This window comes from Streptomyces phaeofaciens (genome assembly GCF_014648915.1).
GTDB lineage: Bacteria > Actinomycetota > Actinomycetes > Streptomycetales > Streptomycetaceae > Streptomyces > Streptomyces phaeofaciens.
Genome location: NZ_BMSA01000059.1, coordinates 1 through 26,201, shown reverse-complemented (window position 1 = coordinate 26,201; position 26,201 = coordinate 1). Strand labels below are relative to the sequence as shown.

Sequence of the window (26,201 nt, the reverse complement as noted above, 5' to 3'; positions counted from 1 at the left end):
AGCTCCAGGAAGTAGCGGTCCTTGCCGAAGATGTCCTGGTAGTCGGCGGCCGCCTTCAGGGCCTCGTCGCTCCAGGCGGGATATGTCGTCCTGCCCTGTCCACGGCCTGACCTGTGATGATCGAGGCCATGGACAGGGCGAAGGAGCCGGCGATGATCCTGTTGGAAGGGCCGTTGTCAGTGCCTGGTCCTACTGTGGCAACGGCAGGGAGGAACAGGTGATGGCGGCAGAGATCTTCCGTACCGGCAGGGTGTGCCCGGGCGTCCCGGCAGGCGCCCGGGCGGTGGTCATCGCCAGATGTGCACGGTGATCTGCAAGCCGCCGGCAGTGACTCCTGCTGCGGCGACGGCCGCAGCAGCCGTGCTGTTGCCGGTCAGGGCGAGGGTGAGGACGGTCGCGAGGGTCGCCAGCGTCGTCAGGACGGGCAGCCACGGGTAGGACCGGGCTGCGGAGGACTCCGTACCCGTTCGGGTACGGTCAAGGGACGTCACGGTTTCTGTACTCCTTCGACGGATCGGGAGCCCGACGTCAGGCGATGGGGAGACCCTCTTCGCGAAGCGGCTTTCCAGGGCATGGCTTCGCAGGGTCTCCCTTCGTCGTCCGAGAGGCCTTCAGCCCCGACTCTAAGCCTCGCCACTGACACGGCCGAGTTTCTCTGCGTGCCTTCAGGCGCCACCACGCCGGGCCTCACAGCCGGAACGGGCCCTCGAACAGCCGGGTGTTGCATGTACGCAGGTTCAAGACGGTGGCGATGTGCCGGAGGCAGGGCGGACCGGGCCCGCGTCGCGCAGTTGCTGTCGGGCCTGAGGCCGATCAACTCCTTGGTGACCTCCTCGGAGTGCACGTACCGCTCGTGCTCACCCTCCGCCTCGGACTGCATGCTGGAGTCGGCGAAGCCGCTCTGAAAAGGAGGCGAGGCGCGCACACCGCCTCGAACGTGCCGGCCGTATTGCTGTCGACACACGGTGCAGCCGGTGAGGAGATCTTCGTCGTCTTCGACACCTCGTTCGGCGAGTTCCCGGCCGCCGACCCGGCCGCGTTCCGCGTGAAGTTCCGGAAGATGGCGATCTCGTCCCTCGCTGTGAACCTCGACGTGCCGCCGGGCCCGTTGGCGAAGACGATGGGCATCTGGAGCAGCTTCTCGACCTTCTTGAGCAGCTCCCGGAACATCTCCTCGCCCTTGCCGTGGAGGACGCACTGGATGCCGAAGATGACGCGGTGGACGTGGACGGTCGTTTCCTCGTGAGGACGGCGTCGCCGTCTGCGCTGTCTCGGTTGTTCCTCACATCAGCTTCTTGAAAGGGGAGGCTCGCATCGAACTCCACGGCTGCGGCCGGGGATGGCCCCCGCTGTCTGGGAGCCGGTGGTATGAGGGCTCCCAGGCAGCGGGGGCGGTCACATGCCGAGGACAGTGCGTACAGCCTCGGCCGGGTCGATGCCCAGCAGGTATGCGATGGCCAGGACGGCCAGGATGAGCGCGACGATGCCGCCGGCCTTGTTGGCGAAGCCCTTGACGAACTCCTCGCCGGACAGCTTCACCAGCTTCCAGGCGATGGCCCGCGAGCGGGCGGCGAGGACGCGCACACGCCGGGTGGTGCGGTGCCACCGGCTGACGCGGGCGGGCATGGTGGGCCGGGAGGCGGGGCAGGGGTGGGCCGACGGCGCGGGACGGACGTCCTGGTTCGTGGTGGCGTTCCTCTGGGCCGGAACGGCGACGGTCCCGGACATCTGCGCGGTGTCACCGGCGGGGGTGCGCGCCGCGGGGCCGGCGGTGGGCGGGTTGGTGTCCTCGGCCGGCTGGTGGGGGTTCATGGTCGGTCTCACTTCCGTGTGTTGATGGTCAGGCGGTCGTACGGTGAGGTGGGACGGGTGCTGGTGGCGCGTGGTCCGCGAAGCGGTGTCTTCACCCCGTAGGGCTGGGACGGCCGGGGCGGACAGCAGTTCGGGCGGAGAAGATTCACGGCGCACGGCGAGGCCCGGACCACCAGGTCCGGGCCTCGCTGAGGTTGTGTCGTAATGGCAGCGGGATGTGACGTCAGGTTTCGGTGCTCTTCGCTCTCGTCGAGGGCGGAGACAGAGGCATACCGCGTGCCGTCGAAGGGATGTGACGAGCAGGCCGAGCACCCGCGGTGTTGATGGTCGGGAGCTTGGCGCGCTCGAAAGTCCCGCAGGCGACAACGCCGTCGTCGGGGACCGGGGAGCCGGTCCACCGGGCGACTCCGAAGCCGGTCATCCCGGCCCGGACGGATCCCATGACCAGCACGCCCGGCCCGACCACCAGGTAGTGAACGCTCAGGCAGCGTCTCGCTGCTGCCTCTGGTGGCCGTTGGCGTGCAGCTGCTCGGGGATCCAGATCTTGCCCTCGCGGGCGGCCTGGTAGAGGACCGTCCTGAAGCGGTAGCGGCGGGTGCGCACAGCACCGGTCGTAGACTTCAGGCGGTCGGCGATCTCGCCGTCCGCGTACCCCTCGCAGGTCAGGCGGACCACGGCCTGGGTCTCGGCCGGCTGGGTGCTCAGCAGGTCCATGAGGTTCCCGGCGAACAGGATCTCCTCCGGCTCCCCGTGGTGGGGCAGGCCCGGTCGCAGCCGGAAGAACGCCTCCGGGTCCAGCAGCGCGGCCTCCTCCCGCGCGATGATCTCCCTCTCCCGGGCCCAGCGCAGGTAGACGCGGCGGAACTCCCACATGCACCGGCCGATGAAGTAGGTCATCAGGCAGCAGGGTCCCTTGGGGCCCTTGAAGGCGGGGTTCCACCCGCCTTCGACCAGGGCCTTTTGCCGGAAGGTCCTCCGGGCGCCCATGAGGACGTCGACGAGGATGTCGTCCCGCTCGGCGTCGCTGCTGTGCAGCAGCCGCCGGTTCTCGCTGCTCACGTAGAAGGGGACCTGCTGCTGCGTGAACTTCATGATGGAGAACGTGATGAACGTGCCGGAGCGGAGCATGCCGCGCAGGATCGGCATGCTGTCACGCAGCAGACGGTCCTCGAACACCTCGTACTCGATGCCCTCGAAGCCGCCCAGAGCCAAGTCCGCGACGAGCGTGGTGTCCCTCTGGATCCGCAGCATGCGCGGGTCGGCGAGGAAGCCGTCCATGGCCTCCGCGATCATGGAATCGGTGTTGGACATACAGATCACCCCGGTGTGTTGCGGTCCCTCGACCTTGACGATGTCTTCCGCGCGAGACCAGTGGTGAGATCCGACTGGTTGTACGCGCTCGATCGCTCTTATGCAGGGCGGACTTGAAGACGTCACACCGGAACGAAAGTTTTTTGGCCGCAGAGAAGATTGGGGCCCGCACCAAATGGTGCGAGCCCCAATCCGACAAGTGAGGAGAGCTGACGCCGGCCCGGAGAAGCTGGGCACCTGCGACTGGCAGGTGCCCTTCGTGTAGCTGCACGTCTATAGGCCAGGCTCTAGAGACGGGTACGATCGGGATGCGGGTGTAGACACACCGTCTACACACCGGAGGACCCCTTCCCCGGGCGGCTACCCAGGTCAGAGGCCCTCCGCGCGATACAGCAGGAGCCCGGTCGCCTAACTCTCGGCCGGGCTTTTTGCTGCCCGGATCCGTGCGACCCGCTCACGCTGCTCTCCGTCAGGAGAGGTGCTGCACCACGATCTTGGTGAGTTCCGCCAGTACCGGCGACCAGTCGAGCAAGAGCTGCCAGAGCATCTGACGCCGTTTCCGGCGCCGCTCGGCAGCTTCCTTCTCTTCCGTCTCGTCGTCCGATGAAGCGGGCGTCTCACCCATCATCTGGCCCTCCGCGATGTCCCGTAGGTGTCCGGCCGGTTGACCGGACCTCCACGACGAGGGACCTCCCGGCACCTCGTGGTGAAGCGCGAGTGGACCTCAGCAGAAGACCAGGGCCAAGCATAAGGGGCACCTCGGAGCGGCAGGCCTAATCCGCCGTAGTCGTCCCGGTGACCTGCGGCGTTGCGTTGAACAGATGTAGGGCCCAAGGGCACTTGGGGCCCGTGAAGCAGGCGATCTTGAAAGGGGACCACTTATTGAGTCTGCTGTGAGGAGGGTTCGGAGTTCATGCACTGCCCCTTCTGCAGGCACCCCGACAGCCGTGTCGTCGACAGCCGTACGACGGACGACGGAACGTCCATCCGTCGGCGCCGCCAGTGCCCCGACTGCTCCCGTCGTTTCACGACCGTGGAGACGTGTTCGCTGATGGTGGTGAAGCGGTCCGGGGTCACCGAGCCGTTCAGCCGTACCAAGGTCATCAACGGTGTGCGCAAGGCGTGCCAGGGGCGGCCTGTCACCGAGGACGCCCTCGCCCAGCTCGGCCAGCGGGTCGAGGAGACGGTGCGGGCCACCGGGAGCGCCGAGCTGACCACGCACGACGTGGGGCTGGCCATACTCGGCCCGTTGCAGGAGCTGGACCTCGTTGCCTACCTGAGGTTCGCCTCCGTGTACCGGGCCTTCGACTCGCTCGAGGACTTCGAGTCCGCCATCGCGGACAAGGGGGAGCCCTGCCGCGGACGAGGACGCCCGCGGGCGCTGTCGCGGGGAACCGGGAAGACGACGGCGGGCCCGGAGGGACTGTTCAGGTCCCCGAGTCCTCCCGGGCAGCCGGCCGGTCCTCCTGTTCTCGGCGATGCCGTTCATGTCCCAGATGCCGGTTGTCCGGAGGGGGCACCTTTTTCCGATCCGTAGGAGGACACCCATGTCCAACGCTCCGCAGTCGCACGACCGCCTCGTCATTGCCCTGATCGGTACGGCGGTGGCCGGACTGGCCGTGATGGTCTACCCCTCGCTCATCCCGGCGATGGGGGTGTGCGCGGCCGTCTTCATGGCCCTGGCCCTGCTGCTGAAACTGTGACCACCACGGGAAGCCGGGCCGGCTGTCGCGGGACCGGCTGCTCCCACGCTGCCCGCCGCGCGCCACACCCCCGTGCTCACACGCGAGACGCGCGGCATGCCCATCCGCCCGGTCCCCACTGTGATCCGGGTGGGCGCCATGCGGCGCCGAGGGCGTGCGTGGCATCCTCTGGGCGACGTTCTGGGACCTGCTCCGCGACCAGACCGACTCCAAGAACCCGTCTCTCCTGTAATCAGGAGTGGCGGGTCAGGAGATTCACCGTCCAGTGTGCGATGTGCCGGTTTGGTGTCAGTGGGTGGATGTCAGTGACGGTATGTCAGGCCGATGCGTTGTCGCTGGTCGGGTGTTGAGCGGGGGCGCGGTCACTGACACGGGGCGGTACCTGGCGCGGGCGTGGCTGTCATAGGGCGGTACACCCCACTCCGCTCCACTGTCTTGAGAACGGCACTTCTGATCCTTCCGAGGGCTGCGCGGCGGCACGGTGGTCCGTGTCGGGTTTTGCGCGGGCGGAAGGGTGCGGGGTGGGGGAGCCGGGCGCGTGGGGTGAGGTCGCGGCGGGGCTGAGGGTGTCCAGACCGGTGCTGGTTGCGCGGCTGCTGGAGCTCGAGGCGGCCGGGGCGTTGACCACGGCGCATGTGCGTGCGGGCGCCCAGGTCGGCGGGGTGAATGTGCGCACGGTGTGGCGCTGGCTGGATGCGGCGCGGACGGAGGGCCGTGTCGAGCGCAGGCCGCGGGCCCGGCTGGAGTTGTCCGACCAGATGTGGGAGGCACTGGCTCAGGCGGGCGGGAACGTCGCGGCGCTCCACCGGCATCTGGAGGCGGCCGGGGGCGAGGCGCCCTCCCTGGCGTCGTTGCACCGGGCGGTGCGCCGGGACCTTCAGGCCGGCAGGGTCCTGCCGGACCGCGCGGTGGCGCGGCGGGAGCGGGAAGAACAGCAAACGCGGCAGGCACTGGCTGACCTCGCCCTGGCCGGACCGTGTGAGGGAGGCGCGGCGAAAGTGGCTGCGCGTCGGCTGCCGCGTCTCGTACCAGAGGCGACCGGGAGCTTGCAGGTGGGGGAGAACGGTGCGCTGGCAGGTGTGGCGTTGCCGGCGGGCGCCCGGCTGGTGCGGACGTCGTCGGTGCGGTCGGTGACCGAGGCGGTCGGGCAGGCGATGGCGACGCAGGGCGCGGTGTGTGTGTTCGGCGACCCGGGCCGGGGCAAGACCGCCGCTGTGCGGATGGCGCTCAGCGAAGTGCCCCCGGGCTGGAAGGTGACGTGGGTGCCGGTACCGGTGCGCCCGTCGGTGGCCGGCATGCGGCGGGCGGTGTTCGACGCTCTGGGGCTGGCGGGCCGTTTCCCGCACACGTCGGCGCTGTCCGACGCCGCGGTCGCGGGGGCCTTGAGTGAGGCGCGGGTGCTGGTGGTCGATGAAGCGCAGCGCCTGCCCGTGCCGTGCCTGGAGTACCTGCAGAGCGTATGGGACCACCCCGGCACGCGGATCACGCTGGTGCTCGTCGGGGCGGGCAGCGAGCGGGCGCTGTCCCGGCTGCCGCAGCTGGCGTCGCGTATTGGCGCATGGCAGGAGGTTCCACGCTTGACCGGAGCGGAAGTGGCGACCGTGGTGACCGGCTTCCATCCTCTGTGGCGCACCGTCCCGGCGGCGGATCTGACGTGGATCGACCGGTCGTGCGCGCACGGCACGTTCCGCACGTGGGCCGCTTTGACTGCGCACCTGCAGAACGCGCTGCTCACCGCCGCTGACGCATCCGTCGACCGGGCTTTGCTGGGGCGGCTGTTCCAGCGGGTCGCGCCGCCACTGTGAACGGAGCGCTCCTGCAAGAGACGGGAGGGCGATCGCATGCTCCCGGCCACCGGCAAGCACACGACGTCCCACCCGCGTGAGGGGAGCTGACATGAAGGACGGCGACGCCATCCGCGCAGATGGCGGACTGCCTGCGGCGTCGAGGACGGCGCTGCGCGGTCCGGCCGTGCGGCGGCTGCTCGCACTGCGGGCAAGGAAGAGGCTGACAGCAGTCCATGTACGGGTGGCCGCGGACGCGCTAGGAGTGTCGGAGCGCACGGTGTGGCGCTGGCTGGCCACCGCTCAGAGCGATGAGACCGCGGCCGCTAACCCCGGCGCACGCTCCCGGGTCGATGCAAGGTTCACGGTCACGCCCGAGGTCCGTGGGCTGTTGGCGCTGTGGAAGGGGAACGTGCGGGCAGTTCATCGCGAGCTACTCCTCCGCGCGGCCCGGCAGTCTCCTCCTGCAGACGCACCGTCGCTGACGACGCTGCACCGCGCGATCCGACGTGATCTGACGCCGGGGGAGCGGGCCGGGCTTGCGGGTGGGGAGCGGGCGGCGCGCAAGCACGATGTGTTCCTGGCCCGGCCGCGCGGTTGGCGCAACCAGGTGTGGGAGACCGACCACATGCAGGCCCCGGTGCTGGTCGACGTCGAGGGCAGGGCCCGCCGGCCGTGGATCACCTGGTTCACCGACTGCGCGACGAACGCGATCACAGGGGTGGCCGTCACGCCGGGAGATCCGTCGCGGGAGTCGGTGCTGGCCGCGTTGCGCTCCGCGGTCCTGCGTGAGGACCCCTACGGCCCGTTCGGCGGCGTGCCCGAGAAGGTACGGGTGGACCGTGGCAAGGACTTCCTGTCCCGGACGGTGACGGCCGCGTTCGATCTCCTCGACGTGACGGTGGAGGACCTGCCCGCCTACACCCCCCACCTCAAGGGCACCGTGGAGGGGCTGAACCGTGCGGTGGAGGGCATGTTCCTGGCCTCGCTGCCCGGCTACGCCCGCCAGCCGCGCCCCGGCAAACGCTCCTCCCGTCCGAAGGACGAAGTGCTGCTGGGCTTCGAGGACTTCACCGCCCGACTGCTGGCCTGGACACTCTGGTGGAACACCGAGCACCGCCCGGCGCCGTTGCGGGGCAAGACTCCGCTTCAGGCGTGGCAGGACGATCCCACCCCGCTGCGGGACGTGCCGGCCGCGGATCTGTGGACGTTCACCCTGGAGGACGCCGGCACCCGCACGCTGACCACCCGCGGCATCCGTTTCAGGAGACGCGATTACGTGGGTCCGTGGATGACCGGCCAGGCCGGGATCCAGGTCCGCGTCCGTTTCATGCCCCACCACGACCACCGCATCGAGGTCTACCACGCGGCCACTGGACGCTACCTGGGTCCTGCGGACCTGGCCGATCAGGCCACCGAGGAACAGGTCAGCGCTGTACGGAAAGCGCGGGCCGCCCGTGCGCGCCGCCTGAAGAAGGACCTGGAGGCCTCGCAGCGCGAGCGCTACGCCGCCGTGAACCAGCCCGAGGCACCTCAGCGGCTCGGCGCGCTGACCACCGCACAGGCCGAGGCCGAACTCGCCCAGACTGCCGACTCCGACCTCGCGCAGCTCGCGATGCCGGACCTCATCCCGCACGCCGCGCCACCGGCCGACTGGCGCACCCCGGCTTCCCTGGCCGCGCTGACCACGCCAGGCCCGCCCGCCCGGTACCCGTACGGCCGTGACGGCGCTTCCGCCCCGGACGGCCGCCACGGGCGGGCCGCACATCCCACCACCGATGAAGACGGAGACGCCTCGTGACCGCGGCCACCTACCAGTACGTCGACCTGCCCGACGCCTCCGTGGTCACCACCCGCGCCCTGCTCACCGCCCGGGAGAACATCACCGACACCGTCGCTGCCCGCGCCATGATGTGCATCCACGGCGGCGCCGGCTTCGGCAAGACTCTCGCCGTCAACACCTGCCTGCGGGGACTCGAACCCGGCGAGGACGTCCGCAAGATCACGTTCCGTGCCCGTCCTACCGCCCGCGCGGTGCGCTATGAGCTGTTCACTGCGCTCGACCTGGCCGGTGAACCACCGCGCCACCCGAGCGAGTTCGACCGCCTGCTGAAGACGGCCCTGGCCGAACGCCCCCGTACCTTCCTGGTCGACGAGGCTCAGTGGCTCAACGGGGAGGCGTTCGAATACTTCCGCTACCTGTGGGACGAACCCTCAACCCAGCTCGCGATCATCTTCGTCGGTGGCGAGGGCTGCCACACCGTGCTGCGCCGCGAACCGATGCTGTCCTCCCGCATCTTCATCTGGCAGCACTTCACCCGCCTCACCCCCAGTGAGGTTCTCGAGGCCATCCCCCTGTTCCACCCGGTCTGGGCCGACGCCGACCCCGATGACATCACCTTCGCCGACAGCCACGCCGCGCACGGCAACTTCCGCGCCTGGGCGCAGCTGACCGCCCACACCCGCACTGCCCTGGCCCGCACCGGCCGCCCCCGCGTGGACCAGGAACTGCTGCGCTGGGCCTTCAGCCGCCTCGCTTGACCACCACGTCGCCATGCCGCTCGCTGTGCCACCGTCCGTCGCCGTGGTCCTCGACCCGGGCGACGACGCGGTCCACACGCATACCGCCCTGGCTGCCCACCATCCGCCGTCCGGCCGGATCACCCTGCACCCCGGCCCGGGTACCACCAGTGAAACCGGCCTCGCCCACGACCTTCTCGCCGCCCTGGGCAAACCGCCCCTGCTCCCGGGGCGTTTCCCCGCCGGCCGTCAGCCCGCCTGGGAAGCCGCCACCGCCTGGATCACCGCCCTGCCCGTCACCCGGCTGACCGTCCTGCGCGCCCACCGCCTCACCGCCCGCCGCACAATGCGTCTCCTGCAGCTGTGTGCCTTCACCGGTATCCACCTGACCCTGGTCTGCCACCGCCCTCACCTGCCCGCCGCCCTGCACCAGGCCCTGCAGACGGCCGACTACGCCATCACCGCCGACTTCCAGGCCGCCCGCCGCCACTACTACGGCACACCTGCCTCCGAACCCCCGCCTGCAGACGAGCCCGCCCAGCCGACAGACCGGTGGCTCACCCTGCCCGCGCTGGACCGCCTCGTCTCCTACGACAGCCCCATCCCCTGTACCGCCCCGTGCGCACCGCCGCCGATCGTCTTCCGGCACCGCCCGCCACCCGTACCTCTCACTGGGCAGACAGCCCGGGAAGCCGCCCGACGCCTGGCCGCCGCGACCGCCCATCCCCGCCTGGCCGCCGCCGTCGCCGCTGCGCTCTTCACTGGCGCCTCCCTCCAGCAGCTCGCCACCGCCCACCCCGGCGATTACGACGACGCCGCAGCCACCCTGGCCCTGCATGACCGCGCCCGCTACACCGACGGCTGCGCCTCGCACCGGGTGCCGCCGTGGGCGCGCGTCTTCCTGAAAGCCGCCGTGTGCTTCGCCCGGCTCGCGCCCGGCCAGGACCAGCATCTGCTGGCCGGCCCCCACGACCGCACCAACCTGCTGCGCGTGGCCGAGGGCGCTAGGCTCCGCCCGCCCCAGCCGCCCGCCGACCAGCACACCGGCCGTATCCAGTGGGACTGGCGCGAACGCAAGGAAGCACAGCACTACGACGCGATGCTGACACGGCACCAGACCCCGCCCTCGCGCTGAGCCCGAACCCTGGTGCACGGTCAGCCGATGGAGAACTCGGCGAACTCCACATCAGTGAAGGCGATACCGAGACCGTGGGCACGCTGGCCTCCGTCCCGGAAATAGGCATGCCCCAAAGCACGGGCGAGGATCACCATCTGCTGCTGCTCGCCCCCGCCGGCGTCCCGGGCGGCGAACAACTCGCGGGCCACTTCTCCTGACAAGTACTGGGTGATCAGCCGTACCCGCGGATCGTCCGACGATCCTGCCGGAGCGGCGAATCCGAACCGCGCCCTGGTGTGGAGGACAAAGCCGTCGGCCTCGGCTCGGGCCCGCTGGCGGGCCCGCACCCGGGGCTGCCACCGTGCCCTGACGGCCTCACCTATCAACCCCGCATGCACAGCACTGGGACGGCGGCGCATTCCCGGCCGGGTGGTGACCCACCTCTGTACCGTGCGCTGGGAGATCCCCAGGAGGACAGCCACGTTCTTCGTGGAGCCCTTCTGCGTCTTGAGCAGGAAACGCACAGCAGCCTCACTCGTAGGCACGGGACGGGTCAGCAGCGCTCGCTCGAGCCCCCTGACGATCTCACCCATGCCCGCCCTCCCGAGCGTTCTCCACCGCGATGGCTGGTGCACGGCGGCCGTCTGCTCTCCCAGATCTCTCACACCAAGCCGCTTCCCCCGGCCAGTTCAGGCAAAGCCAGGACACCACCGCAAACCCTCGGCTAAAGACGGCTGAAGAGCCTGTAGCAATCGAAGCCCGAGGACGCTGTCCCATGACAGCGAACCTTGAGCGCGTGTCATCGAATCATGAGTGACCGAGCGTGACTGCCAGGTCGTCAGCTGCCCTGCTCACTGCGGTCCTGAACCAGCCGCGTGCGCCTGCTAACGGAGTAGTCGTATTCCATGTGCGTCACGGTCCATTCGGGGCGCAGTTCCGGGACGTAGCGCATGGCTGAGGCGGTTGAGACGACAACGGTCTGGAATCCTCGCGCGGGCGAACTGAGCAGGCGGACGGCGTGTTCGGCGTCCTCGGGGATGGCCATGGCAGCGAAGGGGGTGTCGAGGAGCAAGACCGTCGGCTGCGTGCGGGCGTACGTCTCGGCGAGCGCGACAAGCACCTCAATTGCCAGGACTCCGGTCAGGCGGAAGGGCCGGTCCATACCGTAGGCGTGGCAGCTGCTGGTGTACTCGGCTCGCACCTGCCCGTCTACGATACGGACGCCCAGGACCGCGCCGCCGACGATGTCCGGCAGGCTCAGCAGCAGCCGTGTGACCGCCCACGGATCGAGGCCGAAGAGTTCGCCGAGTTGCTGCACGTCGTTGGGCAAGTCCAGCAGCGACGGGTTCTGGGTCTGGACGATCCGATAGGGCTGCGATACGAACGGCACGGCTGAACCGTCTGCGGTGACATGTAGTTGATGTCCTTCAGCCCTGAACTCGGCCCTCCGGAGGTGAGGGTCGTACCAGGTGATCTCTGCGTGTACGGCAGAGCCGGGCCGACTCGACCGCTCCATGATCTTAGAGGGGGAGGCCAGGGCGGACAGCAAGGACAGGAAGTGCGTCTTTCCTGAGCCGTTGGTGCCGATGAACACGTTGCAGCGAGAGAAGCGCACCGTGGTCGGCTCCGCGATCCACACGTCCTCACGAATGTCGATCGACGCGAGCCATCCGATAGGGCGGGTCACTCCGCCGTGTTCCATACGGATCCGGGTCTCGTGCAGGTCGCGCCAGCCCTGAAGGAGGGAAGCGGGATACGCACTGCCGCCGTTGGCGTCGACGAGACGGGCGCACCCGGCACACAGCCAGATTCCATTGGCGGGGGAACTGCGCTGCTCCTCGGTCAGACCGCCGGTGCCACGAGGCCCATTCGCCGCGGCGGCGTAGATGTGCGCGGCCGTACCGGTCACCTCGACGTGGCTGAAGTCCGGTCCCGGACCGATCGTCAGCGCCCCGCAACCTGGGTTGGAGCAACGGTAGGCCGCACGCTGCGCGAGTGTCCGCTTCATCGCCTCCGCGAAATCCGCCCGCCCTTCACGCCGCATCCCGCCCCCTGCTTTCAGTAGCTGCGGAGTAAGCCATCCACTCCGACCTGCAAGTGTGCATCTCTGAGCCCAATCCCGGCCCCATTTGTCACTTCGCCGGGCTTCTGACCAGCACGGTTGATCTTCGATGACACGAACTCGCGTCCATCAAGATTCACTGGCGCAGGGCAGGCGCCTTTCGGGAGCAACCGTGCTACCAACCGCCGCTTACGGTATCCGTACGCGTTTGGTACGCGAAATGTGCGCTTCGCGCTAGGGTTGGGGCCGGAGGTGCTGCATGTCCGAGCTGTTCGACGCGGTCGACGCGCTCATCGCGTCCCGCTCCCCGCTGCCGCCCCCGGCGGAACGCAAGCGGCTGCGCCAGGCGCACGGCCTGACGCTGGACGAGGTGGCCGCCGCACTGCAGGTGCGGCGCGCGACGGTCAGCGGCTGGGAGGCCGGCAAGACCGAGCCGCGGCCGCCGGAGCGCGACGCATACGCCCGCATGCTCAAGCAACTCGCCCGGCTCTACTCCGCCAACGCTCCGGTGCCCCCTGAGGACACGGCGATCCCCGAGACGCCTGCCGTTCCGGCCGCTCCTGCTCCATCGGCAGTTGAACCGGCCCAAGCCCGCACTGCACCCACAGGCCCGGCTGCGGAGCCCGCGAACACCGCACTCCGCCCCGCTGCCCCTGCTGCTGTACCGCGCCCGGCGGTGCCGACCAGGCCGACGTCGCGGCGCCCGGCCGCGAAGAAGGCCGTCCCCGCAGGCACCCCGGTGGGCGGCACCGATCCGCGTTTCGAGAACGGTCCGCTTGCGGTCGTCGACGTCGACGCCGATGGCCAGGTGCTGGCGTACTGCGTCGGCGGCCTGGTCCTGGACGTACCGGCAAAGTCGATCCCGGCCCTGGTGGAGTGGACGCTGCGCGAAGGGCGGTTCGGCCAGCCGAAGTTGTCCGGGCCGGGCAAGGATGCCGACCCGTTGATCGTGCTGACCGAGGTGGCGTGCGAGTACTACGGCCTGCCCGTCACGCTCACACAGCAGGAGCGCCTGGCCGGGCGGCTGCCGGAGGGCCACAAGGTCATCAAGCAGCTGACGCGTGCCCACTGGCAGCTGACGAAGCGCGGGTTCGGGCCGTGGGCAAGGATCTACCGCCCCGCGCAGGGCACGGAGCGATCCTGCGTGCAGTTGTGCATTCCGTCGTGGGACGCGCTCGACACCCGACACTGGGCCGACGCCGGGCAACTGCCGCCAGCGGACCTGGCCCGGCTGCTGGGCACGTATGCGGCCCGCGTGATGACGCCGCGCGGATCGACCGCCGTGACCGGTCTGGAGCTGATGACCGCCCTGCACCCGCCGACCCGCGCCTCCGAACCGGACGCGACGGGTAAGCGGCACTCCGAGCACAACCCAGGCTCGCTGGGTAAGGATCCGGTGGACTGCGCGCCGTGCGAGGCACCCGACGGGCACCCGCTTCTCGCCGATCTGCCGCGCTTCCACCAGCGCACCCCGGCGGAGGTCCTGGTGGAGGAGGCGTACGACTGGGCGCGCCCGCTCACCGACGCTGAATGCCTTCGCCCCCACCTGGTGGGTATCGACGTGAACATGTCCTTTGCCGCAGGCGCGAACGGCCTCACGGTCGGCCTGGGTGCGCCGACGCACGTCAAGAACCCCGTCTTCGATGCGAAACTGCCCGGCTCGTGGTTGGTCGACCTGAGCCACGTCGACCTGTCCCGCGTGAAACTCGCCAAGGACAAGTGGGCGCAGCTGGACGGCGAGCTGCTGCCCAGTCCGTTCACGCCGAAGGGTGAGCGCCCGACCGGTCCGGCCTGGTACGCCACGCCGACCGTGGCGTACGCGGTGGAGGTCGGCTACGAGGTGCGCCCGGTCGAGGCGTACGTCCGCCACGACAACGGCCGTTACCTGGACGCCTGGTACAACCGGCTGCGCGACGCCTACCTCGCCACGATGGCCGACCTCGGTGTGGGCGCCGACATGCCGCCGGCCGACTTCCTCGCGGCGATGGACGGCTACCGGCAGCGGGACCCCCAGCTGGCGATCGTGGTGTCCGCGATCAAGGCGACCGTGAAGGGCGGTATCGGCAAGCTACGCGAGCGCCCGCGCGGGGAGGGCTGGAAGCCGGGGCAGCCGTGGCGGGCCCTTGCCCGGCCCACCTGGCGCCCGGACATCCGCGCCGCCGTCATCTCCCGGACCCGGATCAACATGCACCGCAAGATCGTCAAGCATGCCGCCTTCACCGGGCAGTACCCGGTCGCGGTCCTCTCGGACTGCGCCGTCTACGCCTCCGACGGGCCTTCCCCGCTGGACTTTCTGCCCTACCGGGACGGCAAGCCGCTGCCGGGCGGCTTCAAGCTCGGGGTGAACCCGGGCCTGGTGAAGTGGGAGGGCACCCAGAGCGTGCTGTGGGGCGAGGGGGTCCGCGAGCAGTTCAACGCCCCGGACCTCAACCTCGCCCGGTACATCAAGGACGGCACCGTCACCGACCAGGACACCGGGGAGTAGGAAGAGCGCGATGAGCCTGTTCGGCGACGGCCTGGACGCCGCGGTGCATAAGGCGTTCACCCGCCCGGTGCCCAAGAGCGCGCCCGCGCAGATGCGGTACCTGGTCAAGCAGTTCAAGAGCACCAGGGCGGTTGCCCAGATGCTGCGCATCTCCCAGCGCACCGTCGAGCGGTACGTCAAAGACCAGATCAAGAAGCCGCGCCCGGACCTCGCAGCCCGCCTGGAGCGGGAGGTGAAGAAGCGGTGGCAGCCGCAGATCCGGGCCCAGGCGCGGAAGAAGGCGGCGACCACCGGCGGCATCGTTATCGACACCCGCGCCCGCATCGGCTACACCGCGCCGATCGGCACGACGGACGAGGACCGCATCCGGCACCTGACCGTCGCGTTGCCGCCCCGCTACGCCGCCCGCCTTTTCGATGCCCAGGATCAGGGCGCCAGCGATCAGCAGCTCCAGCGGATCGCCGCCGAAGCACTCAAGGAGGCGTACTTCCAGGACAACGGCCGCCGCGCCGGCCAGCTGGAGGAGGTCCGCTTCACGGACATCGAGCACCTCGAGTTCGACCTGTAGCAACCGCGCCCGAACAGCCTGCGCGCCCGGACCGATCGGCCGGGCTCGCAGACGTATCCACGGCAGGGGATCGGATGCTCATGCACGAGATGCCCACGTCCTACTCCGGAGGCGGCGTCACCAGCTTCGTAGCGCTCGGGTCGACGTCCGCTGTACAGGCCAGGGTCGGCAGGTCGCGGTCGAGCAGGCCGTTCATTTCGATGGCCGCCCGGCTGAGCAGGTGGGCGGCTTGGACGGACTGGCCGTCGGCGACGGCGGCGTAGAACCAAGCGGCGTAGGTGATGGCGTCGACATCGCCGATGCTGTCGGACATGCCGATGGCGAACGGCACGGTGTCGACCAGCTTCCCGCTCTGGGCTGCGGAGTGGCAGGAGTTGAGCAGGACCAGCAGCGGCTTGTCATCCACGGCGGCGATGGCCTCTTCCGCGACCAGGAGGCCCGCGCCGACGCGGAGGAGGAACAGCGCCGTGCCGCTGAGCGTGAGGCGCAGCGCCCCGCGTGCAAGCGGTGCGGGCAGAAGTTCACCGACCAGCGCTGGGAGGAGATCACCGTGCACCGGACCGCCGTCCGCGCCGGGGACAAGTTGTGTGCGGCCCGTGCCGCGCCGACGACGTCGCCGCGAGGAAGCCGCCGCCGAAGCCGCGCCGTTCGGGGGCGGGAGAGGGTCCTTCTGGGCCCCCGCAAGGGTCCTTCGCGGGTTTCTGGCGAAGCGGGCGGCAGTTTCTGCCTCGGAGGATGGTTCCCGCGCCGGGGACCCACGGGTTCAGCGCTGCGCCTTCTGGACTCCACCTACTAGTGTCATTGACATTGACCTCGTCACTGTCATCGTCACATGTCATCGTCACACGTATCCTCCAGACACCCGCTACAGCGTCTGAACTACGGAAGCTGGATTGTTTGCCCTGCGGGGCGCCCGTCCGGCATGGTCTGTGGTGTGAAGCAGCAGACATCCCAGAAGCCGGTCGCCTCTCCTGCCGAGACGCGGGAAGCCCTCCTCGAGAGGGCCGCGCGTGACTTCGCGCCCATCCGGAGGGCGTTCGTGCAGAAGAAGCGCGACGAGGCGGACCGGTCCAGCCGACTGGCCGAGTTCGTCACCAATGGAGACGTGCGCGGCCTGCGCGCCTATCTGTTCATCGTCGCGGTCACCAGCGCCGAGACCGCCGAGTCGGGGTGGAGCACCACCCTCCCCGGCGGGGTGTGGGCCAGGGCCTTCGGTACCACGGAGAACGCGACGCCGGCCTCCGCCCGCACGGCGGTGACCAAGGTCCTCAAGCGCCTCGAGGAACGCCGCTTGATCACCTATGAGCGGCCCAAGGGAACCTGGGACATCCAGGTCACGCTGCTGCGCGAGGACGGAAGCCTCGACCCGTACACCCGGCCCGGCAACCAGAACAGCGACGCCTACCTGAAGATCCCATTCGAGCTTTGGCGTACTGGCCTGATCGACAAGCTCAGCCTCCCGGCCCTGGCCATGCTGCTGACGGCCAGCTGCGAGCCGGCCTTCTTCGAACTTCCGACTGAGCGGATGAAGGAGTGGTACGGGTGGTCGCCTGATACCGCCGAGCGCGGCTTCCGGGAGCTGGCGAAGGAGGGCGTGCTCCAGGTCCACAAGGCCTACATCACCGCCCCTCTCAGCCCGACCGGGACGGCCGAGGTCAATCGCTACGTGCTGCTCGACCCGTTCATCGCACGCCCCGCGCGGAAGAAGGCGGCCTCCACGGAGAACGCCATCGAGGCCTCGGGTGGTGCCGAAGCCATTGGACTTTGAGGAGAGGAGAAACACGAAAGTGGGAACTACCCACTTTCCCGAATGAGGGTACCTTGGTGCTAAGCGCCGGAAGGCGTGCCTCGCAGGAGGCACGAGCCGTGGAGAGCCTTCCGGCGGAACCGAGGGAGCACGCACATGACCGCCATTCACGAGCGCGAGGAGTTCGAGACCGTCGCCGAGACTGAGGTCGACAGCCGCGGACGAGTTTCCCTCGGCCGTGCCGGAGCCCGTCCGGGCCGCCGGTACCGGGTCGAGAGCAACCCGGACGGCGTGCTGTTGCTGACCCCGGTCGTCTCCATCCCGGAGCGGGAGATGCAGGTGTGGAACGACCCGCTCCTCGCCGAGCGCATCCGCACCGGGATCGAGCAGGCCAAGGCCGGCAAGACCATCGACCGCGGCGACTTCTCGCACTACCTCGACGAGGACTACGAGGACTAGAACCAGGTGCACAGCCTCCGCTTCACCGAAGACGCCGACGAGACCCTCAACCGCCTGACCGTCGGCTCGAAGGCCGACCCGGCCAAGCTCAAGAAGGTCAACAACGCACTCGCCCGTTTGCAGGCCAACCCGCGCCACCCCGGCCTGCACTCCCACCAGTACGACAACTTCCCCGGGTACGCCTCGGAGAAGGTCTGGGACTCCTACGTGGAGAACCACAACCCCAGCGCCTGGCGCATCTACTGGATGTACGGGCCGGACGAGAAGAACGCGGCGGGCGAGACCATCTCGGTCATCACCGTCCTCGTCATCGGCCCCCACCCGTAGGGCACCAGTGGGACGAGCGACGCTCCATCCCTCAGCGGCCCTGACGCCCGGCATACCTTCGCGACCCGGCCACCCAGGAGCGGCTCACATTGGTCCTTCGTGCGTGGAACTCAGGTCCCATACGCGAGACTCATGGGGAGCTACGGCCAGGTCTATGCCTCGGTGATCCAGTCCGTCGGGATCAGGGCTTTGCCTTGGCGCCAGTTTTCGATGACGGCGTCGCGGAACCAATCGTCTCGTAGGTTCACGTGATCGCACACGATGATCTGCAGTCCCTGGCCGTTGCGGTTGACGACGTCTCGCATGAGGGTGAAGTAGCTGCGTACTGCTTCCCAGTCGGCGTCGGTGAGGGCGCCCACGTCATGGACCTCTTCGGGGAAGAAGGCCTGGGTGGGCTGGTCGAACATGATGAAGTGCGGGACCGGCCGCTGGTGCTTGAGCAGGTAGGTGTGCAGGGCCAGGTGCGCGACCAGGTGGTACCCGATCCAGTTCTTCGCGCTGCCGATGCGGGTGAGGGGGATACGACTGGTTTCAGTGCGCAGGACAACGTTGAGGAGAGAGAGACTGATGCGTACTTCTTCAGCCTCGTCTGCATGCTCGAGATCCAGCTCGCGGGCCCAGTCCGTCATGTCCAGCGCGATACGGCTGAGGCGGCTTTCCGTTTCCGCCCTCACATCGTCGGCATCGACGAGTTCCTGCAGTTCTGCGATCCGCTCCTGCATACGAGCCGCCTGGCGGCGCAGCGATCCAGATTCGTCTGCCGACTGCGACGTAGTTCGTTGCAGTTCCTGGAGAATGCGCCCTTGCACGTGAGCCTGCCGCGCGTGCTGGTCATTGATCTCCTGGAGACGGCGGTTACTGGCCTGCAGAGCCTGGAGCGCTGACGCATTGGCCTGAAGGCGCCGGCGAACGTCTGCGATCTGCTCGTTGAGCTCTTGGCGGTGACGGGTCCGCGATGGCTGTAGTGCTTCTGCATCGGTCAGCTCGTGCTGAAGACGGCGTGTGAGGTCGTTGAGCTGCTCGATGTCGGGGTCGGGCTCTTCCAGGGCCTGATTGCACAGAGGACACACCTCGGGCGCTCCTGCGTCTTCTGCGCTGAGGAGCTGCAGAGACGTGAGGCGGCCGAGCTGGGTGTGCAGTTCCCCGGTGAACGCCTGACTCTCCTGCTGCCACGAGTCGAGAAGGGCACCGGCCTCGTTGAGATCGTGAAGTTGTTCCCGCAGAGCCTGCCGCTCAGCAGCCAGTCGTTCTTGCATCCCGTCTTCGCCGAACACCGGAGGTGCCGATGGATCAGCAACTGTGTCCGCCGCCTCGCGCAGCAGGACGTTCAGTTCGGCTGCTGATGCGCGATCGGGCACAGCCTGGACCATCCCTGCCTCCTGTGCGAGGCGGGCCAAGCCGTGCAGGGCGGCGTTTGTGGATTCGTTGTCGCGCTGGCTCTCATCAATCTGTCGCTGGACGCGCCGCAGGGCCCGGGTGGCCTCCGCGAGCTGTCGTTGGCGTGCGGCCTGTTCCGGTCCGGCCGCACCGAGGAAGTACGGCAGCGTGTCCTTCATCATCTGCGCCATACCGGGCTCGGACTGGCGATGGAACAGCAGCTGCTGGTTGGCGATCTCGGTCTGCTTTTGCAGGCACATGTAAACGGCCTGGGCGATAGAGACATTGAAGGCGTAGCGTTCGGCGCCCGCCGGAGGTTCGAAGCGGAAGTCGTCGATGCCCAGGCGGGCGCTGAGCTCTGCGCGCAGTGCGTCCGTGTCGGCATTCGCTCTCATGCGGTCGCCTGCCGGCAGCTCGAGCGTGTGGTCGCCGATGAGCAGCATGGCCTTGTTGGTAGAGGCTCCAGCTGGGCGGGGTCGTCCCAGTAGCAGGCGGGTCGAGCCGATCTGTACGAGCAGGGCGTACCAGCCCACCGTCTGGGTGATCACACCCTCTGGCAGAGAAATGTGCTGCCGTCCCAGGCAGTACTCGATGATGTCGAGGACTGCCGACTTTCCGGTCTCGGACTCTCCCGTGAGGATGTTCAAGGCTCCGGGTTTGAAGGTGATGGTGCGTGGTGCTTGCCTGCCATCACGGTGATACAGGGCCAGAGCGAGCAGATGCATGCTGAGGTGGCTTCCTTGGAGAGCTAGGGGCGGACCCCGAGCAGGGCGAATGCGGTGGCAGGCGATGTCGCTGCAAGCCAGCGGCCGACGAGGGCCGCAGCACGTGTGCAGTCGACGAGCTCCGCTCCATGACTGTTCGCGTTGGGACGCCTGGGCTGTCTGGTCACTGCGAGGCCGCTGGAGTGCACCGTCAACACGCGGTGTCGGACGCCGAACCGCTGGGACGCACGGGTGTAATCAGTAAGCGAGGCGGCGCGGTGTGGGTATGACGCGCGCTGGATCGGATTGTCGGCCAGCCAGCTGGCCAGCGGCGTGCGGACGTCTCTCGGGAGAGCAGCGCGGGAGTCCGGCGGGAGTACCAGGGGAAGGATCAGGAAGCTGCTCGGCAAGGGGAGAGGAAGACTGGGGCCCGCGGCCATGTGGGCCGCTACGCAGTGCGCCAGTACATACGCGCCGAAGGCGGGATTGAACAGCGCCGCAGCTTCAGGGAGTTGACGCGTGGGAGCCGACATGGCTACTCCTCCCCGTCAGCAGTATCGGACGACCGGGACAGCAGGTTCTCGAAATCGGGATGCCAGCCCACCGGGTCGTCGTCCTGAGTAGCCAGATCGGCCAGAGCATGAAGCGTGCCGCGGGCGACCCATCGCTTCTCCACCTGCGGCCGCAGCCGCAATGTCTCTGCAGCAGCCATGGCCTTGTCCAGAATGTCCACACCGGCCTTGACCGCATCGGCTCCGTACTCGCCGGCATCGAAGGCGTCAGCGCGTTTGGAGAACACCTGCTCCCATTCACGCCGGAGATCTGCCTCAAACTGGTCGAGTTCGCTCTGGTCGACGTAGTGCCGGTGAACCCAGCGGGATCGATGGGTCCATGCGTGGTGATACTCGCCGAGATGGAATCGGATGCTCCGGCGCCCTAGTTTCAGGAGCTGGAGTTGGGCTACGAAGACGCGGTCCTGGTACCGGGCCACCTCTTCCTCGGTGAGCCGTTCCAGCCGGTCGCTGATGGGCAACGAGGTCTGCGCGTACTTGCTCATCACGTAGTCGATCTTCGTGCGCAGTTCCTCGGCGGAAACAGATGCTCTCCGGCTAGGGTTGGAGCGATCGAGCATCTCTTTGGAGACCCCCCACCACCAGCCCTTCAGCTCCTCGAGGATCTCCTGGCTCTGGCCCTGATCCGTTTTCCATACGCCGATCACTTCACGGAGCTTAGAGTCCACCTCTGACACTCGAGGCGCCAGATCATCCACGACGATCTGGCCCACCAGAGCTTCCCGGACCACTGGAGTGCACCGGAGGAAGCGCTCCCGCCAAGGGCGGGTCGTCTTTGGACCCTCGGCATCACCAGCGAGCTCCTCAAGAGCTGCCAGAGCTGCGGCTACATCACGCGTCTGCGGATCGGCCCGCAGTTTCTCCAGAAGACTTCCGGCAGCGACCCGCTGAGTGGTGACCAGACGGAGCAGCGGCAAAGGCGCATCTCCGAGGATCTCCAAGGCATCGCACCAGGAATTGACTGAACGCCACAGATCAGCACTGGTCGAGCCGATCTCTCCCTGGCCGCCATGATGCTTCGACTGCACAAGCTCGACAGGCACTGACCCGTGCAGCAGGTCAATGTCGTCCAGCATCTCCATGCGCAGCGCGGCTTCTGCGTCTTTGAACCACCGCTGCGCCAGCTCCACCAACGCCCACTCGCACTGGTAGAGGTAGCCCAGCATCTGGCCAGCCGCTGAGTGGGGCATCTTCTCTGTCACGATGCCGTCACTCTAGAGACAGTACCTAACTGGATCAATACATACTCATAAGATCGCACATGGGTGCGAATGCTGACCGGTCCTTAATTCTTGCGTTCCACCTCTATGCCCATTCGGCGCCCAGTTCCTGTAGTGCCGTGCGCTGTTCCGAGGTCAGTTTGTTGCGGCGCTGCTTGGTGTTCGAGACCCACACGCCCAGCTTGACGACCACTGGTCCCGTCTCGCTGTCGACCGTGATCTGTTCGCTGTGGCCGCGTGGTACGGGCCGGTGGGCGCCTTCCCGCTCCACCCACTGCGCGAGCGCCGTCAGACCCCGCTGGAACGCCTGCTGCGCCTTGCCCGGGCCCTTCGTCGCACCCTTGGCGGCCGGGGCGGCAGACGGCGCCTCAGCGGGCGTGACGCCCAGCGCGGTCAGCCGCTCCTGCTGCTCGGGCAGGAGCCGCGCCCAGATGGCCGGCTGGGCCTGCTGCTGGAGCCACTTGCCGATGTCGTCGCCGTCCATCAGCACGCCGGGTGCGATGTCGGGCAGCTGGCCGTCGGCGTCGACCAGGTCCGCCAGGACGCGGTAGTGGCGCTGCCAGTCCAGCGGCCACGGGCAGTCCCAGTCCGGGTCGATCTCCGTCAGCTGCGCCGCGCGCGCGGCGGCCCGCTCCGGGTCCTTGCCCAGGCCGTTCTTCGCGCCCTTGCGCCGGAGGTTGGCCATGTGCTGCCCGATGGGCACTAGGCCCTCGGCCTCGCTCTCGCCCCAGAGGGCGTCCTGGCGTGGGGCGAGGTGGCCCGTGGCCCGCCGGTAGGAGCGCAGCGCGGCGAGCTTGGCCTCCCAGGCTTCCTCGCCCGGCTCCCAGACCATCCCAGCCTCGGGCGCGTCCAGCAGTTCCTTGCGGTGGGGATCGAGTTCACCGGCGCGCAGCGCCTTACGCTGCTGGTGCACCCACCGCCCAAGCGGAAACGCCTTCGTCACGCCCACTTCGACCTCAACGTCGTAGGGCACGGCGTAGAGGCCGGTGATCTTGTTCTCCGCCCGCCAGCGGATCAGTGCTTGGTAGCCCTCCAGCCACACCAGGGACTCCGGCCGGTAGACCCGGGTGCGCAGGAACGCCGCGATCGTCGCCGCGTCCCGAGGGGAGGAGAAGTGCAGCAGCGCCGACTCGACCGCACCGTCGGTGTCGTCGTGCTCCTGCTCCTCGCCCACCTCGCTGCCGGCCCCGATGATCCGCCCGTCTTCGTCACGCCGGATGTGGACCTTGCGCTTTCCGCTGGTGAGGGCGCGGGTGGCGAGCTGTTCGACGAGTCGTTCATCATGACTGCGCAGGCCCTGGAGCACGGCTACGAGGGGGCGGAAGCTGGCGGAGGCGACCATGTCGGTCGGGTCCTCGCCGGGCTGGAGGAAGACGGGCACGATGATGCGGGCGACCTTGGTGGTGCCGTCGCGGTTGGGCCGGAGCGCGCGGCCGATGTTCTGCACGATCTCGACCTGGGAGCCGCGGGTGTCGGCGAAGCAGATCGCCTCCACGCCCCGCTCGCCGGTGATGTCCACGCCTTCCCCGAGCACGCGGACGGACGCCAGGAACGCGCGGTGGACCCGCTGGCCCGAGGCATCGATGCCGTTGGCGAACTGGCGCAGCACTTCGCGCCGCTCGGACACGAGGTGGTCGCCACACAGCCACGCCGACCACACGCGTTCCGGGGGTACGTGGCGGCCGGACTCCAGCTCGTAGAACTCGGCGTCGATCGACGACTTCGGGAGCCGGCCCGCGGCCGCCAGGTCGTCGTCCGAGGCGTCGTTGACGTACAGCTCGGCTGCCGTCTCCGGCATCTTCTCCGCGAACGCCATGGCCTCCTCCACCTTCTGGTGGAAGGTCATGACCGTACGCAGGTTGTACGCGGCGGCGTGCTCCACGAGTGCGGTCTGCAGGAGCGCCAGGCGCCGGCCGCGCCGGGCCGCCTCCGATTCCCCGCGGACGGGGGAGGGGTCGCGGATCTCTAGGACGTCGATCTCGAACGGGGCGAGGATCTCCCGCTCGATCGCCTCGCTCAGCCCGAGTTCGGCCAGCCACGACCCGTACGTGCCGTCCGGGTCGCCGGCCATGCTTGCGATCTCCAGCTCCTGGCCATCCGCGCCCTTCTGGGGCCGGGACGAGGCCAGGATGCGGGGGGTCGCGGTCAGGTACAGCCGGAAGTCCGACGGGATCCGGGCGTTGTCGTGGATCGCCGCCCACGGCCTCCCAAGATCACCCGCCGTACCGTGGGCTTCGTCCACGATGGTGAGCGAAAAACCGTCCATGCGCTGGCCGTACAGCCGCTCCCCACCCGTCAGGGCTGCCTCCAGCGGCCCGCGAGTCCGTCCCTGGCCCGACGGGTCCTCGAAGTCCTCGCGGTCCACGAGAGAGGCGTACGTGGCGAACACGATGACCGGCCCGTGCCCGACCCACAGGGCGAGCTGGATGGGGTTGGTGGTGGTGCGCACGCCCAGCTCGTTCAGGACCGGGTCGTTCTCCAGCGAGCACACCGCGACCATGGGGGAGCGGTGCCCCACGGCCCGCCACGCCTGGGCGGTCTGCACGAGCAGGTCCAGGGTCGGCACGGTCACGAGGATCCGGCCCTCGGGGAAGCACTCCAGTGCACTCGCGGCGGCCATGATCGTTTTTCCGGATCCGGTCGCTGACACGATCGTGCCACGGGCACCCTGAGGGGGCACAGATGACCTTGCAGGAAATCCGACCCACCTACGAAAGGCCGACTTCTGGTCGACCTGGTGTTTCTTGAGCGGAATTCTGCTCATCGCCCGTCCTCCTCTCCCGTGTCATACAGCCAGCTGTCGTGAAGCCTTTCCAGTGCGGTTTCCTCCTGGCCGTGCTTCGCCCAGATCCCTTCGAGCCAGAGCGGGGTCGTCTCGATCCTCTCGCACAGCGCAAAGCAGCCGGGCAGGTCGATCAGCACGAGCTCACCCGCGAACATGCCGCCTGGCCCGTAGCGGCGCCACAGCCGCTCCAGCCGCGCCCGGTGCTCGTGCAGGTACGCGTCCAGCGTCTGCGGGTAGGTCTCCGGCTCCGCCAGGTGCACGGACCGCAGGGCGACCTCCACGAGCTCCTGGGACGACTCCTGGTCCCACTGCCCGGAGGTGGTGCCGGTCACTGCGGCATAGTGCTGCTCGCACACGGCGAGGGCGCGCTCGATGAGCTCCGCCGGCTCGTCGCTCTCCTCGGCACGAAGGGAAGGCCGACCGACACCCGTGTGCCGATCGGGCAGGGCGTGCAGTTCGCCGGTGCCGGCGCTCGCCTCCACCAGGCCCAGGCCGTGGTCGGCGAGGTGCGCCAGGAGCAAGCGAGACAGGACCTCTCCGTCCCGGGCGTGCAACTGAGCGTTGTCCTCTCCGCTGTCGGGGGAGACGATCGCGCGAGTGAGGACGGTGTCGAAGAAGAACTCAGAAAGGGCCTCGATCAACTCCGGGCGGGCAGATGCTGGCTGATCGTCCAGGGCGGCAACAGCGGCGTCCATGACCGCAGTGAGGAACAGCCCGCGAGCGCCCCGCAGTTGACGCGCCTCGCTCTGCGGGCTCTCCTCGACGGCCTCCACCACGCGGTACAGGCCCTGATCCCCGTACAAGCCACCCGGCTTCTCCTTCGCCCGGCGCACCTTCGCCACAGCCTCCTCAACCGACCGCGCATAGGTGTAGTTCGTCACCACCGAGGCCCCGGGATGTGCCGGGTCAGTCCGCTGCGCCACGATCCGATAGCGGATCAGCCCGGAGTCAGACTCCACTGCCCCACCGCTCGCACCTTCCTGACGGTCCCGCAGCGCCTGGTGCCAGCGGTCCGCCTGCGCATCCCTCTCGGGAGAGTAGGCGTCCCACGCCGTGCCACCCATCAAGGTCCAGATGCGCCGCAACTCGTTCCGCCGAACCGCCGCCAGCCGCTCCTCCGTACTGAGCGGCCTCGGGTGACTCTTGCGGCTTTCCAAACCACCTGCAGCCACCAACCGTTCGTGGATCTGTTTCGCCGTAAATCCAGTAACCTCACGCTGAATTTCCTCCCGCACCTTGAGGCGCATTTCGACGCTCAACAAATTCGTACCCTCCTTCAAGACTCCCCCCAAGCGGCTGGGGGGAGTCCCCGTGTTTCCGCCAACGGTACATGCTGTATCAACCTGATGCAGCCGCTACACTGGAACCCACACGAACGAGCGACCCCCACTCCTCGTAGCCAGCCCGGCCCGCGCTAGCGGGCCCAACGGTTCTGGAGGCGCAGCCGGAAGGATCGTCAGGCGGGGGAGCGCAGCGGACCCGCCGATCAGGCTGGAGCAAAGCGGAAGCCTGGTAGCGGGACAGAGTCCCGCCGGTCCGGGAGCGCAGCGGACGGACCGTCACCCCGCTTGCGCAGCAAGCGGGGTGTCCGGGTGGCGCAGCCACCCGCCAGCGCTCACGCGGAGCGTGAGCGCAACACCCGTGCGCA

General features: G+C 68.6%; 24 protein-coding genes. 12 read left to right on the top strand and 12 right to left on the bottom strand.

What is annotated here, in order from left to right; translation table 11 throughout:
* Positions 1-287 precede the first annotated feature (287 nt).
* On the bottom strand, positions 288-491 hold the full coding sequence (locus IE275_RS44475; RefSeq protein WP_189718404.1) for a hypothetical protein: 204 nt from the start codon (positions 489-491) through the stop codon (positions 288-290).
* Positions 492-853: 362 nt separating this feature from the next.
* Here IE275_RS44475 and IE275_RS44470 point away from each other — a divergent pair, with 362 nt between their 5' ends.
* Positions 854-1,246, top strand: coding sequence for a hypothetical protein (locus IE275_RS44470; RefSeq protein ID WP_189718409.1), 393 nt, complete (start codon positions 854-856; stop codon positions 1,244-1,246).
* Between the two features lie 149 nt (positions 1,247-1,395).
* Here the strand turns inward: IE275_RS44470 and IE275_RS44465 are convergent, their stop codons facing one another.
* The 3 genes from IE275_RS44465 to IE275_RS44455 all read right to left on the bottom strand — a co-directional run bounded on the left by IE275_RS44465 (position 1,396) and on the right by IE275_RS44455 (position 3,751).
* A complete protein-coding gene (locus tag IE275_RS44465) occupies positions 1,396-1,812 on the bottom strand; it encodes a hypothetical protein (RefSeq protein ID WP_189718403.1) in 417 nt (138 codons plus the stop codon).
* A 480-nt stretch (positions 1,813-2,292) separates the two neighbouring features.
* Complete coding sequence (locus tag IE275_RS44460; RefSeq protein WP_189718402.1) at positions 2,293-3,123, bottom strand: RNA polymerase sigma factor; 831 nt, start codon at positions 3,121-3,123, stop codon at positions 2,293-2,295.
* 469 nt (positions 3,124-3,592) lie between these two features.
* Positions 3,593-3,751: a hypothetical protein gene (locus tag IE275_RS44455; RefSeq protein ID WP_189718401.1), complete on the bottom strand. Its 159-nt coding sequence runs from the start codon at positions 3,749-3,751 to the stop codon at positions 3,593-3,595.
* Positions 3,752-4,036: 285 nt separating this feature from the next.
* Here IE275_RS44455 and nrdR point away from each other — a divergent pair, with 285 nt between their 5' ends.
* The 6 genes from nrdR (at position 4,037) to IE275_RS44425 (ending at position 10,265) form a co-directional block, all read left to right on the top strand.
* Entirely contained in the window at positions 4,037-4,660 is a 624-nt protein-coding gene (gene nrdR / locus IE275_RS44450; protein ID WP_444545891.1) for a transcriptional regulator NrdR, read from the top strand.
* Positions 4,661-4,670: 10 nt separating this feature from the next.
* A complete protein-coding gene (locus IE275_RS44445; protein ID WP_189718400.1) occupies positions 4,671-4,826 on the top strand; it encodes a hypothetical protein in 156 nt (51 codons plus the stop codon).
* Between the two features lie 578 nt (positions 4,827-5,404).
* On the top strand, positions 5,405-6,631 hold the full coding sequence (locus tag IE275_RS47020; RefSeq protein WP_268255369.1) for an AAA family ATPase: 1,227 nt from the start codon (positions 5,405-5,407) through the stop codon (positions 6,629-6,631).
* Between the two features lie 166 nt (positions 6,632-6,797).
* Positions 6,798-8,411, top strand: a complete 1,614-nt coding sequence (locus tag IE275_RS44435) for a TnsB C-terminal domain-containing protein (RefSeq protein ID WP_373299396.1) — start codon at positions 6,798-6,800, stop codon at positions 8,409-8,411.
* A complete protein-coding gene (locus IE275_RS44430; RefSeq protein ID WP_189718397.1) occupies positions 8,408-9,151 on the top strand; it encodes an AAA family ATPase in 744 nt (247 codons plus the stop codon). The genes IE275_RS44435 and IE275_RS44430 overlap by 4 nt, the downstream gene beginning before the upstream one ends.
* A 13-nt stretch (positions 9,152-9,164) precedes the next feature.
* Positions 9,165-10,265, top strand: coding sequence for a hypothetical protein (locus IE275_RS44425; protein ID WP_229871343.1), 1,101 nt, complete (start codon positions 9,165-9,167; stop codon positions 10,263-10,265).
* 20 nt (positions 10,266-10,285) lie between these two features.
* Here the strand turns inward: IE275_RS44425 and tpg (IE275_RS44420) are convergent, their stop codons facing one another.
* Positions 10,286-10,840, bottom strand: coding sequence for a telomere-protecting terminal protein Tpg (gene tpg / locus IE275_RS44420; protein WP_189718396.1), 555 nt, complete (start codon positions 10,838-10,840; stop codon positions 10,286-10,288).
* A gap of 245 nt (positions 10,841-11,085) precedes the next feature.
* The gene (locus IE275_RS44415; protein ID WP_189718395.1) at positions 11,086-12,291 is read right to left on the bottom strand and encodes an ATP-binding protein; all 1,206 of its coding nucleotides are present in this window, start codon (positions 12,289-12,291) and stop codon (positions 11,086-11,088) included.
* Positions 12,292-12,568: 277 nt separating this feature from the next.
* On the opposite strand from IE275_RS44415, the gene tap reads away from it, so the two are divergent.
* Both tap and tpg (IE275_RS44405) read left to right on the top strand, forming a co-directional pair.
* Complete coding sequence (tap, locus tag IE275_RS44410) at positions 12,569-14,794, top strand: telomere-associated protein Tap (RefSeq protein WP_189718394.1); 2,226 nt, start codon at positions 12,569-12,571, stop codon at positions 14,792-14,794.
* 10 nt (positions 14,795-14,804) lie between these two features.
* A complete protein-coding gene (gene tpg / locus IE275_RS44405) occupies positions 14,805-15,362 on the top strand; it encodes a telomere-protecting terminal protein Tpg (RefSeq protein WP_189718393.1) in 558 nt (185 codons plus the stop codon).
* A gap of 100 nt (positions 15,363-15,462) precedes the next feature.
* Here the strand turns inward: tpg (IE275_RS44405) and IE275_RS44400 are convergent, their stop codons facing one another.
* Positions 15,463-15,918, bottom strand: coding sequence for a hypothetical protein (locus IE275_RS44400; RefSeq protein ID WP_229871340.1), 456 nt, complete (start codon positions 15,916-15,918; stop codon positions 15,463-15,465).
* A 483-nt stretch (positions 15,919-16,401) separates the two neighbouring features.
* Between IE275_RS44400 and IE275_RS44395 the strand changes: the two genes are divergently transcribed.
* The 3 genes from IE275_RS44395 to IE275_RS44385 all read left to right on the top strand — a co-directional run bounded on the left by IE275_RS44395 (position 16,402) and on the right by IE275_RS44385 (position 17,895).
* Positions 16,402-17,130 (top strand): hypothetical protein, encoded by a 729-nt coding sequence (locus tag IE275_RS44395; protein WP_189718392.1) that lies wholly within the window; start codon positions 16,402-16,404, stop codon positions 17,128-17,130.
* Positions 17,131-17,265: 135 nt separating this feature from the next.
* A complete protein-coding gene (locus IE275_RS44390) occupies positions 17,266-17,568 on the top strand; it encodes a hypothetical protein (protein ID WP_189718391.1) in 303 nt (100 codons plus the stop codon).
* 6 nt (positions 17,569-17,574) lie between these two features.
* Positions 17,575-17,895, top strand: a complete 321-nt coding sequence (locus IE275_RS44385; RefSeq protein ID WP_189718390.1) for a hypothetical protein — start codon at positions 17,575-17,577, stop codon at positions 17,893-17,895.
* Between the two features lie 152 nt (positions 17,896-18,047).
* Here IE275_RS44385 and IE275_RS44380 read toward each other — a convergent pair whose 3' ends face one another.
* The 5 genes from IE275_RS44380 to IE275_RS46605 form a co-directional block, all read right to left on the bottom strand.
* Positions 18,048-19,997, bottom strand: coding sequence for a DUF3732 domain-containing protein (locus tag IE275_RS44380; protein WP_229871337.1), 1,950 nt, complete (start codon positions 19,995-19,997; stop codon positions 18,048-18,050).
* Positions 19,998-20,020: 23 nt separating this feature from the next.
* On the bottom strand, positions 20,021-20,509 hold the full coding sequence (locus tag IE275_RS46610) for a three component ABC system middle component (RefSeq protein ID WP_229871335.1): 489 nt from the start codon (positions 20,507-20,509) through the stop codon (positions 20,021-20,023).
* A gap of 2 nt (positions 20,510-20,511) precedes the next feature.
* A complete protein-coding gene (locus tag IE275_RS44375; protein WP_229871333.1) occupies positions 20,512-21,750 on the bottom strand; it encodes an ABC-three component system protein in 1,239 nt (412 codons plus the stop codon).
* Positions 21,751-21,853: 103 nt separating this feature from the next.
* Positions 21,854-24,532, bottom strand: coding sequence for a DEAD/DEAH box helicase (locus tag IE275_RS44370; protein WP_189718389.1), 2,679 nt, complete (start codon positions 24,530-24,532; stop codon positions 21,854-21,856).
* Positions 24,529-25,812, bottom strand: coding sequence for a hypothetical protein (locus IE275_RS46605; RefSeq protein WP_229871331.1), 1,284 nt, complete (start codon positions 25,810-25,812; stop codon positions 24,529-24,531). The genes IE275_RS44370 and IE275_RS46605 overlap by 4 nt, the downstream gene beginning before the upstream one ends.
* Positions 25,813-26,201: the final 389 nt, after the last annotated feature.

Excerpts from the sequence above, each read along its gene's own strand:
- tap (WP_189718394.1), top strand. The coding sequence starts at position 12,569 with ATGTCCGAGCTGTTCGACGCGGTCGACGCGCTCATCGCGTCCCGCTCC.
- IE275_RS44415 (WP_189718395.1), bottom strand. The coding sequence starts at position 12,291 with ATGCGGCGTGAAGGGCGGGCGGATTTCGCGGAGGCGATGAAGCGGACA.
- IE275_RS44390 (WP_189718391.1), top strand. The coding sequence starts at position 17,266 with ATGACCGCCATTCACGAGCGCGAGGAGTTCGAGACCGTCGCCGAGACT.
- tpg (WP_189718396.1), bottom strand. The coding sequence starts at position 10,840 with ATGGGTGAGATCGTCAGGGGGCTCGAGCGAGCGCTGCTGACCCGTCCC.
- IE275_RS44460 (WP_189718402.1), bottom strand. The coding sequence starts at position 3,123 with ATGTCCAACACCGATTCCATGATCGCGGAGGCCATGGACGGCTTCCTC.
- IE275_RS44425 (WP_229871343.1), top strand. The coding sequence starts at position 9,165 with ATGCCGCTCGCTGTGCCACCGTCCGTCGCCGTGGTCCTCGACCCGGGC.
- IE275_RS44380 (WP_229871337.1), bottom strand. The coding sequence starts at position 19,997 with ATGCATCTGCTCGCTCTGGCCCTGTATCACCGTGATGGCAGGCAAGCA.
- tpg (WP_189718393.1), top strand. The coding sequence starts at position 14,805 with ATGAGCCTGTTCGGCGACGGCCTGGACGCCGCGGTGCATAAGGCGTTC.
- IE275_RS44455 (WP_189718401.1), bottom strand. The coding sequence starts at position 3,751 with ATGATGGGTGAGACGCCCGCTTCATCGGACGACGAGACGGAAGAGAAG.
- IE275_RS46610 (WP_229871335.1), bottom strand. The coding sequence starts at position 20,509 with ATGTCGGCTCCCACGCGTCAACTCCCTGAAGCTGCGGCGCTGTTCAAT.
- nrdR (WP_444545891.1), top strand. The coding sequence starts at position 4,037 with ATGCACTGCCCCTTCTGCAGGCACCCCGACAGCCGTGTCGTCGACAGC.
- IE275_RS44465 (WP_189718403.1), bottom strand. The coding sequence starts at position 1,812 with ATGAACCCCCACCAGCCGGCCGAGGACACCAACCCGCCCACCGCCGGC.
- IE275_RS44370 (WP_189718389.1), bottom strand. The coding sequence starts at position 24,532 with ATGAGCAGAATTCCGCTCAAGAAACACCAGGTCGACCAGAAGTCGGCC.
- IE275_RS44445 (WP_189718400.1), top strand. The coding sequence starts at position 4,671 with ATGTCCAACGCTCCGCAGTCGCACGACCGCCTCGTCATTGCCCTGATC.